Source organism: Halobellus captivus (assembly GCF_007655485.1).
In the GTDB taxonomy this organism is placed as follows: Archaea; Halobacteriota; Halobacteria; order Halobacteriales; family Haloferacaceae; genus Haloquadratum; species Haloquadratum captivum.
This window is the reverse complement of the sequence record NZ_VJXQ01000003.1, coordinates 234,869-248,827: the sequence shown is the minus strand read 5'-3', so window position 1 is coordinate 248,827 and position 13,959 is coordinate 234,869. Positions and strand designations below refer to the sequence as shown.

The following is a 13,959-nucleotide window of genomic DNA, read 5'->3' as shown; positions in this document are numbered from 1 at the left end:
AACGTTACGGGTCGGTGCGAGTGCCGACGTCGCGACCGCGGGTCGCGTGGCGTCTCATTTCGAGCCAGCGACAACGTGCTTTTGCCCCTGCACCGGGTAGGCCGAGTATGCCACCCCAGACGGACACGGACCAACTCCCCGGCGATACCGCGGGGAAGGCCGACGCCGCACGCGCGTCGCTCGCCGACTGCGACGGCGTCCTCGTCGCGTTCTCCGGCGGCGTCGACTCCTCGGTCGTCGCCGCGCTCGCACGCGACGCCCTCGGTGACGACGCCGTCGCGTGCACGGCCAAATCCGAGACGCTCCCGGCCGCCGAACTCGACGACGCCCGCCGGGTCGCAGACGAGATCGGGATCCGTCACGAGGTCGTCGAGTTCTCCGAGCTCGACGATCCGAACTTCGTCCAGAATGACGGAGAGCGGTGCTACCACTGCCGGACGATGCGACTCGGCCGGATGTACGAGGCCGCGCGTGAGCTGGGCATCGGGACGGTCTGCGACGGCACCAACGCCTCAGATCCGGGAGAGGGCCACCGACCCGGACTCCGCGCTGTCGAGGAACTGGACGTCCGGTCGCCGCTCTTGGAGGCCGGAATCGAGAAGGACGAAGTCAGAGAGATCGCCGACAGTTACGGGCTTTCGGTCGCCAACAAGCCCTCGATGGCGTGTCTCTCCTCGCGGATCCCGACCGGTCTGGAAGTGACGAACGAACGGCTCACGCGCATCGAAAAGGCCGAGCGCGTGCTCCGGGAGTGGGGCTTCTCGCAGTTCCGCGTCCGCGATCACGACGGCCTCGCGCGAATCGAAATCGCGGCCGAGGAACTGGACGCGGCGCTGAATCACGACTTCGTGATCGCCGCCCGCGAGCACCTCGAAGACCTGGGCTTCGAGCACGTGACGCTCGATTTACACGGGTACCAGACGGGGAGCGTCAGCCCAGGCGACGCCGGAGGCGACGGCGACCCCGTCGTCGAGAACGTCTTCGAGGCCGACTACCCGACCGCCAGCGAGTGAGACAGTCTGCTGTCGTCTCTTCTTCCCGGAGCTCACCGCACCGGGCGTGGTAAACACCGCGGACGAAGGTGATGTTCACCGGTAACCAGTGAGAGCAATCAGTATCAGCCCGCACGATTTTCGCGGGACGCGAGTAGGAGGCGAATCGCCTCGTAGCCGAGCACCAGTCCGACCGCGATTCCGCCAGCCAGCGCCGGGTGCAGATTCAGCTCAGTGGCCCACCGGAGGACGGCCGGATCGGGGCTGCCGAGATAACCCACGACGACGGCGACCAGCCAGACCGAGCGGCGGGCGGTGTCAGTGGCGAGACTGACCCGCAGTATCCGCCGCGAGCGACCGTAGCGGCGCAGGAGCAGCGACACGAGTTCGAACGTGCCTACGAGGGCGCCCGCGATGATCAACGGTGTGTACACCGCGAGACCGTTGGCCGCGAGCGTCTCGACGACCACCGAGGGAAGAAGGTGGTAATAGCCCGTCGGGACCGGCAGGGGGCTGAGGAGGTAGCCGACGAGCGCCGCGAGCACGGCAGCCAGCGGACGGCGGGCCGCCAGTCCCTCGGCGGTGGGGGCCAGCGACCCCCTCCCGGCCCACCGCAGCACGAACAGCGTCCCCTCGAACAGCGCGATCATCGTCGCACCGATGATGATCGGAGCCATCCCGGTCGGGTCGGGACTGACGAGGAACGCGAGCCCCAGGAAGGTACCCCAGAAGAGCAGGCGGCGGTCTTCGAGCCACCGCCGCGTGACGAGGTTCATCATAATCGCCAACATCACGAACAGCGGGATCTGGAAGATGATGGCGTTGTAGCCCATCAGAATCAGGATGAGGTTGAACGTCTCCTTGAGGCCGAACGCCACGATCGCCGTCCCCGTCGTGTAGGAGGTGAAGTACGCGAAGATCGCCGGGAGGACGATGAAGTGCGCGAAGGAGATTCCGACGAACGCGAGCACGAGGCTCGTCGGCACCGCCGCGAGGTAATATCGACGCTCCTTCGAGTACAGCCCCGGTCGCATGAACAGGTACGTCTCGTAGACGAATGCCGGGAGTCCGACCACGAGCCCGCCGAGCGCGGCGACTTTCAACTCGGTCAACAGCAGTTCGAGCGGACCGTAAATCCGCGGGCGCCGGTCGACCATCTCGGGCGCGCCGGGGATGTGCTTGTTCCAGAGAAAGTCGATTACCTCCGTCGAACTGATGAGGTTGAGACCGAACGCCGAGTTGACGAGGTCGGCACCGGGGTACAAAAGGAGCGTAATGAGCCCACCGATGCCGAGCACGACGGTGAGCCGGCGGACCATCTCCTCGATGTGGTCCGCCAGCGGCATCTCCTCGTCACTCTCGGGCCCACCCGAAAGCAAGCCGTCGTCGACGGTCGAGTCCTCCTCGGGCAGCATATCGTCCGTATCGCCGGGGAGGACGTCGCCAGCGGTCGCCGGTGCGCCGCCGTCGGTTCCGGTGGTCGCTGCGTCTTTCTCTTCCTTTTCCTCTTCGTCTGCGTCTTCCCCTTCCTCTTCGGACTTCTGAACGTCGGTCTCCGAATCTGGCTCCGATTCTGCGTCCGAGTCAGTATCGGGCTCTTCGTTCGGCTCCGAGTCTTCGTCCGCAGTCTCCGAACCGGAAGCGTCGGTATCAGCGTCCGACTCCGTGTCCGCAGAGTCGACCTCCTCGCCCGAGTCTGACGGTTCGTCGCTCGCGCCGTCGTCTTTCCCGTTGTCCGTGTCGTCGTCTTTCCCGTTGTCCGCGTCTTCTTCGGGCTCGTTGGATGACGCCGCTTTCGTGTCGCCCTCGTCGGTGTCAGTCGCCGCCTCCTCGCCGACCGTCCCTTCCTCGATAACCCCTTCGTCGCCAGTCGCGGACGCGTCCGCCGCCTCCGCGTTCTCACTGCCGTCGGATTCCGCATTGCCGTCGGCTTCGGAGCTACTCGAATCCGGATCCGACGCGCGAGCGTCGTCCGCGTCGGACTCGGCGCTGTCCGGAGAGGCGTCGGTCTCCGAGTCGGCAACGGACTCACCAGTACCGGACGCCTCCGCGTCGTCCGCATCGGGCGTCCGGTCGGCGTCCTCCGAATCCTCGGCCATTCACCAGAGATTGGCCGCCCGGTTCTTATAGGCCTTTCCGCATCGTCTCGACGCTGCTCCCGCGCCGCCGGTCGAAAAGATTGATAACTGCGAGTCGGTTCTCTTCGGATATGTCCAGCGCGCTCGACGAGGACACGAAAGCGACACTCGACGCCGGTCGAGAGACCGCCGGTGCGATGCTTCGAGCCGCGCAGAAGGACCTCCAGAAGGTTTTCATCTTCTTCCTGATCGGCTTTCTCGGGACGTTCTACGCGCTCCGGCTCTACGTGTGGGACTTCCTCAAACGGGTCACGAGAGCGCAGATGTCGGCACAGGTGAGCGGGGACGTCTCGATCATCGCGCAGACGCCGTTCGACGTGATCCTCCTGCAGGCGAAGATCGGTCTCGTCGTCGGCGTCGTCCTCGCGGTCCCCCCCTTCCTGTACTTCTCGCGCGACGCGCTCGTCGAACGGGGGCTGTGGCCCTCCTCGCCGGTGCCGATCTGGCAGCTCGTAATCATCCTCCTCGGGATGGTGACGCTGTTCGTCCTCGGCGTCGCCTACGGCTACTTCGTGTTCTTCCCGTTCACGTTCGCGTTCCTCGCACAGAACGCCATCGCGGCGGGCTTTTCGCCGACGTATTCCATCGTGAAGTGGGCGCAGTTCATCTTCTTACTCACCGCCTCCTTCGGTCTCGCGAGCCAGTTGCCGCTCGTGATGACCGGACTGTCCTACACCGAGATCGTCCCCTACGAGACCTTCCGGGACAAGTGGCGGCACGCCGTCGTCGGCGTCTTCGCCGTCGGCGCGATGTTCACGCCGCCGGATCCGTTCACCCAGATTATGTGGGCGATCCCCGTCCTGGCGCTCTACGGCGTCAGCCTCTACCTCGCGAAGGTCGTCACGACCGCCCGTCGCGGGAGCGAGCGGATGGACGTCGTCGGGAGCGCCCGGGCGCACTGGAACACGATCGCTGGCGTCGGCGTCGTCGGCGGATTGCTCGTCTACGCGTTCTTCGAGCGCGGGGGCGTCGACTACTTCAACGGTGGACTCGCCGCGATCGGAAGCGACTACGTGATCTACGCACCGTCGTCGACGCCGCTCCTGGCCGGCTACGTCCTCCTCGCGGGCGTCGGGGCCGCGGCCGTCGCCGTCGGCTACTACGTCTATCAGGATCTCGACGACCTCGCGATCGTCGAGGCTGGCGTCGGCGACCCCGCCGCCATCGATCTCGCAGACCTCGACGCAGCGGGCGTCCGCGCGGCACCCCCCGAGGTGTTCGCCGCGCTCAGCGAAGACGAGGCGATGGCCGCCGCGGGCGACGCGATCGACGCGGGTGACAGGGGGAAGGCGCAGGCGATCATCGACCGGTTCGACGAAGACGGAGCGAGCGACGACGCGGACCCCGACGGGGATGCTGCCGACGCCGACGCGGAGTCGGCAGCGGCGGCGGGTGCGACGGAAGCCGCCGGGTCCGGCGGCTCGATCGCCGATCGGTTCTCGCGCGCCAGCGACACGTTCCTCGGCGAGTTCCGCGACGGGGATGCAGACGATGATGCGGACGGTGACGGAGCGGCCGGGGACGAAGACGAGGGAGCGGACGCGTCCGACGACTTCGAGGGTTACTACACCGACATCGCGTTCATCCTCGACTCGATCACGTCGCGGGCGTTCCGCATCGTTGGACTGTTTATGCTCGTGCTCGCGGGCACGTTCGGCTGGCTCTACACCGGCGGAATCAAGCGCGTCTACGAGGACTTCCTCAGTCGGCTCCCGGCGCAGGTGACCCCCGAGGAGGTCCTCAACGTCGTCGCCCTGCATCCGATGGAGGCGCTCGTCTTCGAGGTGAAGTTCTCGACGATCATCGCTGCCATCGTCACGGCCCCGGTGCTCGCGTACTACGCGTGGCCTGCGCTCCGCGAGCGCAACATCATCAGACAGCGCCGCCGCGCGGTCTTCCTGTGGACCGGGGCACTGGCGGCGGGGCTGATCGGCGGCTTCGTCCTCGGCTACACGATGATCGCGCCGGGCATCATCTCGTGGCTCGTCAACGACGCCGTGATGGCGAACATGGTGATCGCCTACCGCATCACGAACTTCTTCTGGCTCATCTTCTTCACGACCGCGGGAATCGGCCTCCTCGCCGACGTGCCGATCCTGATGATCCTCCTCAACAGCGCGGGGATCAGCTACCGCACGATGCGCGGCCGCTGGCGCGAAGTGACCGTCGGCATCCTCGCGTTCTCGGCGCTGTTCACCCCGGCTGACGTCCTTACGATGTTCCTCGTGACGATCCCGCTGATGGTCGCCTACGGCATCGGTCTGGGGGTCCTCTTCGTCATCACCTTCGGCGGACGACGGGATCTGGCACCTACCCGCGGAACGGACATCTGACATTCCGCGGAACGGACATCTGATACTGCTCAAGACCAATATCTGACGCCGCGTAAGCGACGTGGACCTCGGCTCCGTCGTCTCTCACTGATGGACAGTCTCCGAGTATAGGACGGCTAACAAACCCACGTGCGGGGAGAGAATTCGGCAGATGTCGCTCACGGACCGGATCGCAACCGGGGTCAAGGCCAGTCTGGGCGGGAACCTCGTCAACTCTCTCGCGAACGGGCTACTGATGGTCGTACTCGCCCGATATCTACTGACGCCGTCGGAGTTCGGGCTGCTTCACTACGCGCTGTCGATCATCGGCGTCGTCGCCATTCTCGGAACGCTCGGTGTGCCCTCGTCCGCGGCCCGCTACGTCACCGAGCTCGCGGAGACGACACCGGGACAGGTGCGTCACGTCGTCCGGTTCAGTCTCGGTATCGTCGTGCTTCTCTCACTGATCGTCGGCGCGGCGATCGCCGTCGGGAGCCCGATCATCGCCGACCGTCTCGACGAACCCGGACTCGCACCGCTGCTCGTCCTCGGTGCCGGGTACGTCGTCTGCAACACGCTTCGAACGTCGTTCGGGCGGCTGTTTCAATCCGTCAACCGGGTCGCCTGGAGCGGCCGTCTCACGGCGATTTCCGGGATCACCAGACTGACCGCGGCGATCGGCCTCGTGCTCGCCGGGTTCGGGGCCGCTGGAGCGCTCGGCGGCTACGTCGTCGGATTCGCCGTGACGGCGCTCGTCGGCGGCGTCGTCTTCTACCGGGGGTCGTACTCGTCCTTTCCGCGTACGACGGAGATGGCCGACGGACTCCGGCGGCGGATCCTAGAGTACAGCGTGCCGCTCACCGCGACCCGCGGGGCCAACGTGTTGGACAAGCGGATCGACACGGTGCTCGTCGGGATATTCCTCACTCCGGCGGCGGTCGGCTTCTACACGATCGCAAAGCAGGTGTCGGAGTTCGGCTCGATCCCGGCGCAGTCGCTCGGGTACACGATCTCGCCGACCGTCGGCGAACAGAGCGCTAGGGAGGACCGGAGTCGCGCCCGCCGCGTCTACGAGGCCTCCCTGCGGCACGTCCTGTTGTTGTACGTTCCGGGGATGGTCGGACTCATACTCGTGGCCGGACCGGTGGTCGCCTACGTGTTCGGCCCCGAATACGACGGCGCGGCCCCGGTCCTGCAGGTGATGGCCGGATTTATGCTCGTAAACGCGGTCAACAAGGTGACGAGCGACGGCCTCGACTTTCTCGGTCGGGCCCGGGAGCGGGCGATCGTGAAGACGATAACCGCGGTGGCGAACTTCCTGTTGAACCTGGTGTTGATCCCGCGGATCGGCGTCGTCGGTGCCGCCATCGCGACGGTGATCACCTACACCGTCTACACCGTCGCGAACGTGTACATCATCCACGAAGAACTCGAATTGAACGTCGCGTCGATCGGCCGATTGCTGGTCGCGACCACCGGTATCGCCGTCGTGATGGGTGCGGTGGTTCGAGTACTGCTTCCGATGGTCACGGGTCTGGTCACCTTACTGCTCGTCGTCGGTGTCGGCGTCGCCGTCTGGGCGGCGCTCGCGACACTGGGCGGCTTACTCGATGTGAAGCGAATCCGAGCGGTTCTCACGTGACCCACGGTCGAAAGAGACCCGTAATCTGTCCATAACTAACAGCGGAGCCAGCCGGGATTCGCCTATGACAAGTGACGACCCGTACACGATCCGGTTGTACGAACCCGGCGACCGGGCGGCGTTTCTCGAGTTGTTCGACGACGTGTTCGGCGGGGGCAGCGAGGCGTGGTTCAGGTGGAAGTACCTAGAGAATCCGTACGTCTCGCACGTCCCGATGTACGTGGCGGAGCACGACGGCGACCTGGTCGGCGCGCGGCCGTATATGGCGTTCCGACTGCGGATGGGCGAGGCGTCGCCGCTGGGCCTCCAGACGGGAGATACGATGGTCCACCCGGACCACCAGCGACGGGGGCTCTTCACGCGAATGACGGAGCGCTCCTTCGAGTACTACGGCGACCTGGCCGAGGACGTGCTGACGTTCAGCGTGCCGAACGCGCTGTCTCGTCCCGGCTACCTGAAACTGGGCTGCCGGGAAGTGGGGCAGCTCACGGCGGCGTACCGCGTCCAAAATCCCGCGGCACTCACCGACGGCCTCGCCTCGCGCGTGGCCGGGGCGGCCGCTCCGCTCGTCGCCACCGGACTGCGAGCCCAGCGTCTCCGAACGTCGCCGCCGACGGACGTGGACGTGACCCACCACGACGACGTCCCGGCCGCGACGCTCGCCGGGCTGTATCGGAAATCGGTTCCGGACGTCGCTCACGCGCTGCGCGATGAGCGCTTCTACGACTGGCGGTTCGCACGCCCCGACTGGGAGTACGAGACGTATCTCGCGTACGGACGTGGAACCGGCAACGGGCGGGCAACGGAAGGGGAACGAGGGGAAGAGGAAGGACGAGGAACCGAAGGGGAGCGGGGTGCCGGGCGGGAGTGGGAAGACAGCAAAGAACGAGAAGACGCGGAACCGATCGCCGGAATCGTCGTGGGACGGCAAGAGCAAGGGGGAGCCGACGTCGTCGCGCTCACCGACGTCGTCCCGCTGGTCGGCGGTGGCGAGCGAATCCGCGGGCTGAAAGCGCTCCTCAGTCACATCACGGCGCGTGAGACCGACGCCGACCTCCTGTTGGCCGCACCCAGCGCGATCCCGAAGTCCCTGCTGTACCGGTACGGATTCCTCCTCGACGACCGACTTCCGCTGTCGGCGGTCGCGACGCCGACGGTTCTGGTCTCGCGCCCGTTCGACGGACTCGAAGAACCGTCGTGGCGGCTTCACGGGGTGCAACTCGACGATCCCGAGAGTTGGTTACTCACGTTCGCAGAGCACAACGGATTCTGACACAGACGCGCACGACTGGGCCGAGCGACTGACCAGTTACGAGCGGGGGGTCCGCCGCCCGAGGTGGCGAAAGTCAGATTCAGTATCAGCGACCCGAAGGCGGTGGGTACTCATATACCATTTCGTCGGCCCGTGATCGAACCGCCTTCGCGACGTCGGCCATCGTCTTCACCTCGATCGCCCCGCGATCACGACGTTCGGCGATGTGCGCGAAGATCCGTCGGAGGCGCTCGACGTCGATATCGCTCATCAGATTGTTCGGATGGAGCCAGATGTGAAACACCCCGTCCTCATCAGCAGCGGCCGCGACGCCAGCCCGCGCCCGAGAGACGATCGGATCCTCCCAGAGCCACTCGCAGAGGCGGCGTGCGAACCCCTCGAAGCCGTACAGATAGAGCGAGGAGGGGATATTGATGAGACCGAACTCGTCGATCGTGGGGTGGACGATCGGCGGCGCTCCGATTTTCCGTATCGCGTCCGGTCCGATGGCATCGAAGTTGGGGCGGGTGCCGCGATAACAGGAGAAACCCAACTCTGCGAGCACGTCTCGGTGGCCGACGCTGTTTCGCGGAAACACCACGGACCGCATCTCGGAGTCGATCGGCGAATTTTCGGCGGCCTCCAGCGCCGCGAGCAGTTCGGCACGGGCGATTTCCAACGTCGTGGACTCCTGACCGAAGAGCACGTGTGAGAACGTGTGACAGCCGATTTCGTGCGCGGCGTCGGCGTCGGTAATCTGCCGGATGAGGTCGGGAGCGAATCGGAGATCGGGTCGGTCGAGCCACTCCGTCTGCTCGCGTTCGAACCACGTTCCGGCGAGCGGGTGTCGCGCGTGGACGCCGTCACACTCTTCTAAGAACAGGTGGCCGACCACGGCCCACGTCGCCGGGAGGTCATAGCGGTCGAAGAGCTCCAACAGCGTGTGCCAACCGTCACGTCCGGACTCGACGCGGTCGGTCGGTGGGTCCACAACGTCGTGAAACCCCCACCCGAGTTCGGCGTCGATCGAGATTACGACGGTTCCCACAGTCGGTCACCTCCACCGGATTTTGCGGGAACGTTGGATAACGGACGGCTCATAGTGGCTACAAATGGTATGACAGAGGGCTTTGTTATGGAGCGGACTATGGCTCTTCGCTCTGTGTATGGAATCCGTAGTCGGACCGAAGAAGCAGTGCATGTGCCGTTAACCGCCGAGTTCGACCCCCGAGATTCAGTCACCGCGATGGACACGCTCTCGACGCCTGTGAGCCGGTGAAACCTGAAGACTGCGGCCACCGGTCGGCTTCGGCGAGAGCGACACCGACGATTATCAGCGGAGTCGCGGGCGAGCACACGGCGATAAACGAACCCATACGACGGTAACAGTCGGTTGAAGCCGTCTCGGACGTCGAGAGTGGGTCGGGACGCGACTTCGCGATCGGAACCTCAGTTCATTCCGAGCGTCTCGCGGGCCTCCGCGGGCGTCGCGAGATCGCATTCGAGCCGATCGACGATCTCGACCGTCCGCTCGACGAGTTGGGCGTTGCTCTCGACGGGTTCGCCGCGGCGGAAGTAGAGATTGTCCTCCATTCCCACGCGGATGTGACCGCCGAGAATCGGCGACAGCGTCGTCAGCGGGAGTTGGTGGGGGCCGGTGGCGAGGAGGTTGAACTCGCTGTTCTCCGGGAGGTTCCGCACCAGGTTCAGCACGTTCTCTGGAGACGGGATCGAGAACGTACCGGTGCCGAAGATGAGGTTGATGTAGTACGGCTCCTCCAACAGCCCGGTTTCGATCAACTGGTAGACCTCGTTGAGGTGGCCGTTGTTGAACACCTCCAGTTCGGGTTTGATTCCCTTCTCTTTCATCTCCCGAGCGAGCGTCTGGATGTTGTGACGGTTGTGCTCGGTGATGATGTGTTGGCCGCGGTTGAACGGGCCCATATCGAGCGAGGCCATATCAGGCACCGGATCCGTTCTGATGCCCGCGATCCGCGCTTCGAGCGTGCTCTGCCCGCCGGTCGTGTTCTGGATGATGATATCATCGCAGCGCTCTCTGATCGCGTCGTTGACCGCCTGTAGGCGGCTGGCGTCGTTCTCGCCGTGTTCGTCGCGGCCGTGGACGTGACAGATCGCCGCGCCGAGCTCCTCACAGGCGGCCACGTGTTCTGCGATCTCCTCGGGTTGCTCCGGGAGGTTCGGGTTCACGTTCTTCCCGTGAATGCCGCCTGTCGTCGCCACTGTCAGTATCACTTTCTTGTCGTCGAGATAGTCCTGGTAACTCATAGCATCAGATCCAGTCGAACACCGGAATCGTCTGTGACGTGGCGGAACGGCTGCTTTGTATTAGTCAGATTACCACGAGTAACACCTGTTTACTTGGGGTTTGGTGAGACGGACGGTTCCGCTGTCCGTGGGGGGCTGATCCCAGCCGCGCTATCGGAAGGTATCGAAGGAGGAGTCGAGCCGTTCGATGATTCGACTGCTTCGCGAGTGTCGCGCTCTAGTCGTCGTCCGCGGGTGGCGTCTCGGCCCTCGCTTTGAACACGTCACAGTGACGCTCGTGATGAAAGTCGAAGCGATCGTTGCAGATGTCGGCTTTCATCGGTGAGACGAACTCCTTCGTAACGGTACAGTAGGGCCGCACGTGATCGAACTCGTGCTCGTCGTCGGCCGCTCGGTATTCGAGTCGTGGACACGTCATCAGGTACAGTCTGACACCTAGAGAGGACTTTGTAACCCGACTGCTACCGCCCGTAGCGACTGGTTCCGCGGTTGTCGGGGCGACTGGCGCGGGTCGCAACTGTCGCAGTGTGATGATGCTCGTCACGGGTGACTCGAATCCACGTTGTATATTAACTCGGTATTCTTAGGAGAATATATGCCCAAAATAAGCGTAGAGATACCGGAGGAACTGCTCACAGATCTCGACGATCACGTGGGCGACGGCGGGAAGTTCGTCAACCGGAGCGACGCGATCCGCGCGTCGATCCGCAAGACGCTGGACTTGCTGGACGAAATCGACTCGCGGCACGGTCGAATCGACGATGAGTAACGCGAGAGCACAGACGGGCCAGATCGCACTCATCGGGCTGTTCGTGACCGCGCTGACGACGGCGCAGTTGACGGCATCGAAGCTCCTGGCGTTCGGGCTCCCGTTCGAGTTGCCTGTCACCGGGGCGAGCATCATCCTGCCGGGGGCGGCGCTGGCGTACGCGCTCACGTTCTTCGCGTCGGACTGTTACTCCGAGCTGTACGGCCGCCGCGCCGCGCAGGTGATGGTCAACGTCGGCTTCGCGATGAACTTCGTCCTGCTGGCGCTGGTCTGGAGTACGATTCTCGCCCCCGCGGCGAATCCCGACGCGGCGTCGCAGTACCGCGCAGTGCTCGCACCGGGAACGAACATCGTGCTCGGGAGCCTGCTGGCGTACCTCGTCAGCCAGAACTGGGACGTGCTCGTGTTCCACCGCATTCGCGACGCCACGGGCGCGTCGATGCTCTGGTTGCGGAACATCGTCTCGACGGCGACGAGCCAGGCGATCGATACGGTGCTTTTCGTCACCGTCGCGTTTTATCTCGCCCCGCAGGTACTGGGATTGGGCAATCAGTTCGAGATCCCGGTGATCCTCTCGCTGATCGTCGGTCAGTACCTGCTGAAGCTGCTCATCGCGCTCGTCGACACGCCGTTCGTGTACGCGGTCGTGGCGATATTCGGTGGATCGAACATCGATGACGACGACAACGCCTGGGCCCCCAACTGAGAGCGACTCCCGGGGGACCGCGTCGAACACTGCACGAAGAAACGTATCGGAAGCCGCGTCGAGAGCCGCGCCGGATCTGCCGAGTCACTCCTCGACGACTTCGGCGAAGCCGAACTTCGCCTTGACGTCGGTCACGCGGATGCGGACGGCATCCCCCGTCTCGACACCGGGAACGAACAGCGTGTACCCGTCGACCTTGACGACGCCGTCGCCCTCACTTCCCACGTCGTCGACGACGACGTCGAGCTCGTCGCCCTCGCGGACCGGGGCTGTGATGCGGTGTTTCCCGACCAGATAGAGTTCAGAAGAGGAGTCCCTGGACGCGTCGGGACGGATGGAGCGCACGTACTCGAACTCGCGTTCGACGTCCGCACGCAGGTCGGCGAGGTCCTGCCCGTCGAACACCTTCGCGACGAAGTCGCCGCCCGCGGGGAGGAGTTCGAGCGCGACCTCGAAGGCCTGCCGCGCGAGGTGGACCGAGCGAGCGTGATCCAGCGAATACTCGCCCGTCATGTTCGGAGCCATATCGGAGATGACGACGTCGGCACCGTCGTCGCCGATTCGCTCGCGGAGTTTCGCTTTCGTCTCCTCGTCGGTCATATCGCCGCGGATCGTCTCGACGTTGTCCATCTCCAGGTCGCGGATGCGTTGGAAGTCGACGCCGACGACCGTGCCGCGGTCTCCGACCGCCTCGGCCGCCACCTGAAGCCACCCGCCGGGAGCGGCCCCAAGGTCGACGACGGTGTTTCCGGGGCCGAACAGCCCGGCCTCCGCGTCGAGTTGCTTGAGCTTGTACGCCGAACGGGCGCGATAGTCCTCCTGCTTGGCTTTGTTGTAGTAGTGGTCCTTTCGGGTCATCGGTTCCTCACAGGGTTTCTCGACGTCTTCAGTTGCGAAACCGTCGACGAATCTGCGTTCATACAGGGTCTGACGCTGTCGAACCGGAAAGGCACATCGGATATCATCAGTCACCGCGGCTGCCCGCATTCGTCGGGACATTCCGCGCGCGTGCACAAAATCAGGAGTATTTTTAAGCCCGCTGCCGTAGCACGCTCCATATGTTCAAGGCCATCGTGAGCGCGTCTACGCTCCAGGACGCGCTCGACTCGGTGAGCGTGCTGGTCGACGAGTGCAAGATCCGGCTGAACGAGGACGAACTGTCGATCCGGGCCGTCGACCCCGCGAACGTCGGAATGGTGGACCTCTCTCTCGACGCCGCCGCCTTCGAGTCCTACGAGGCCGACGGCGGCGTCATCGGCGTCAACCTCGCGAAGCTCGAGGACTTCGTCGGGATGGCCACGGGCGACCAGCTCGTCGAACTCGAACTCGACGAGGAGACGCGAAAGCTCAACATCCGAATGGACGGTCTCTCCTCGACGCTCGCGCTCATCGACCCCGATTCGATCCGACAGGAGCCCGACATCCCGGATCTCGACCTCGCCGCCGAAATCGTCCTCGAAGGGGCGCAGCTCGACCGCGGGATCAAAGCGGCCGACATGGTCTCGGACCACGTCCGGCTCCGCGTTGACGCCGACGAGGAGGCGTTCCACATCGAGGCCGAGGGCGACACCGACGACGTCGACTTCGAACTCGACGCCGACGACCTGATCGCGCTCACGGCGGGGACGGCCGACTCGCTGTTCTCGCTTGATTACCTGAAGGATATGAACAAGGCGATCCCGAAGGACGCCGAGGTCACCGTCGAACTCGGCGAGGAGTTCCCCGTCAAGATCCACTACGCCGTCGCGGAGGGACAGGGCAACGTCACGTATATGCTCGCGCCGCGGATCCAGAGCGACTAGGTTCGGTGCGGCTCGGTTCGGCGCGAATAGCAGACTCTGCTGCGGGCGACTTTGCCGTTC

At 64.7% G+C, this 13,959-nt stretch carries 12 protein-coding genes; 7 read left to right on the top strand and 5 right to left on the bottom strand.

The annotated features are described in order from the left end of the window. Nucleotides 1-107 precede the first annotated feature (107 nt). Nucleotides 108-1,013: an ATP-dependent sacrificial sulfur transferase LarE gene (gene larE / locus FJT57_RS10580; protein ID WP_144904965.1), complete on the top strand. Its 906-nt coding sequence runs from the start codon at nucleotides 108-110 to the stop codon at nucleotides 1,011-1,013. Nucleotides 1,014-1,117: 104 nt separating this feature from the next. On the opposite strand, the gene FJT57_RS10575 is transcribed toward larE, so the two are convergent. Continuing rightward, on the bottom strand, nucleotides 1,118-3,091 hold the full coding sequence (locus FJT57_RS10575; RefSeq protein ID WP_144904964.1) for a twin-arginine translocase subunit TatC: 1,974 nt from the start codon (nucleotides 3,089-3,091) through the stop codon (nucleotides 1,118-1,120). Between the two features lie 110 nt (nucleotides 3,092-3,201). On the opposite strand from FJT57_RS10575, the gene tatC reads away from it, so the two are divergent. The 3 genes from tatC (at nucleotide 3,202) to FJT57_RS10560 (ending at nucleotide 8,357) form a co-directional block, all read left to right on the top strand. Then, nucleotides 3,202-5,463 (top strand): twin-arginine translocase subunit TatC, encoded by a 2,262-nt coding sequence (gene tatC, locus FJT57_RS10570; protein ID WP_144904962.1) that lies wholly within the window; start codon nucleotides 3,202-3,204, stop codon nucleotides 5,461-5,463. A gap of 151 nt (nucleotides 5,464-5,614) precedes the next feature. Further along, on the top strand, nucleotides 5,615-7,084 hold the full coding sequence (locus tag FJT57_RS10565; RefSeq protein WP_144904960.1) for a flippase: 1,470 nt from the start codon (nucleotides 5,615-5,617) through the stop codon (nucleotides 7,082-7,084). 64 nt (nucleotides 7,085-7,148) lie between these two features. Then, the gene (locus tag FJT57_RS10560; protein ID WP_144904958.1) at nucleotides 7,149-8,357 is read left to right on the top strand and encodes a GNAT family N-acetyltransferase; all 1,209 of its coding nucleotides are present in this window, start codon (nucleotides 7,149-7,151) and stop codon (nucleotides 8,355-8,357) included. An 85-nt stretch (nucleotides 8,358-8,442) separates the two neighbouring features. Here the strand turns inward: FJT57_RS10560 and FJT57_RS10555 are convergent, their stop codons facing one another. From FJT57_RS10555 to FJT57_RS10545, 3 genes are all read right to left on the bottom strand, one after another. Further along, the gene (locus FJT57_RS10555; RefSeq protein WP_144904956.1) at nucleotides 8,443-9,384 is read right to left on the bottom strand and encodes a polysaccharide deacetylase family protein; all 942 of its coding nucleotides are present in this window, start codon (nucleotides 9,382-9,384) and stop codon (nucleotides 8,443-8,445) included. 401 nt (nucleotides 9,385-9,785) lie between these two features. Continuing rightward, nucleotides 9,786-10,622 carry a BKACE family enzyme gene (locus tag FJT57_RS10550; RefSeq protein ID WP_144904954.1) on the bottom strand — a complete coding sequence of 279 codons (837 nt, stop codon included), beginning with the start codon at nucleotides 10,620-10,622 and terminating at the stop codon, nucleotides 9,786-9,788. A 217-nt stretch (nucleotides 10,623-10,839) separates the two neighbouring features. Further along, nucleotides 10,840-11,040 carry a hypothetical protein gene (locus FJT57_RS10545; RefSeq protein ID WP_144904952.1) on the bottom strand — a complete coding sequence of 67 codons (201 nt, stop codon included), beginning with the start codon at nucleotides 11,038-11,040 and terminating at the stop codon, nucleotides 10,840-10,842. Between the two features lie 177 nt (nucleotides 11,041-11,217). On the opposite strand from FJT57_RS10545, the gene FJT57_RS10540 reads away from it, so the two are divergent. Both FJT57_RS10540 and FJT57_RS10535 read left to right on the top strand, forming a co-directional pair. After that, the gene (locus FJT57_RS10540) at nucleotides 11,218-11,391 is read left to right on the top strand and encodes a ribbon-helix-helix domain-containing protein (RefSeq protein ID WP_144904950.1); all 174 of its coding nucleotides are present in this window, start codon (nucleotides 11,218-11,220) and stop codon (nucleotides 11,389-11,391) included. Continuing rightward, a complete protein-coding gene (locus tag FJT57_RS10535) occupies nucleotides 11,384-12,097 on the top strand; it encodes a queuosine precursor transporter (RefSeq protein WP_144904948.1) in 714 nt (237 codons plus the stop codon). The genes FJT57_RS10540 and FJT57_RS10535 overlap by 8 nt, the downstream gene beginning before the upstream one ends. A gap of 84 nt (nucleotides 12,098-12,181) precedes the next feature. Here FJT57_RS10535 and FJT57_RS10530 read toward each other — a convergent pair whose 3' ends face one another. Next, nucleotides 12,182-12,955, bottom strand: coding sequence for a 23S rRNA (uridine(2552)-2'-O)-methyltransferase (locus FJT57_RS10530; protein ID WP_144904946.1), 774 nt, complete (start codon nucleotides 12,953-12,955; stop codon nucleotides 12,182-12,184). 200 nt (nucleotides 12,956-13,155) lie between these two features. Between FJT57_RS10530 and FJT57_RS10525 the strand changes: the two genes are divergently transcribed. Then, nucleotides 13,156-13,899 carry a DNA polymerase sliding clamp gene (locus tag FJT57_RS10525; RefSeq protein WP_144904944.1) on the top strand — a complete coding sequence of 248 codons (744 nt, stop codon included), beginning with the start codon at nucleotides 13,156-13,158 and terminating at the stop codon, nucleotides 13,897-13,899. Nucleotides 13,900-13,959 lie beyond the last annotated feature (60 nt).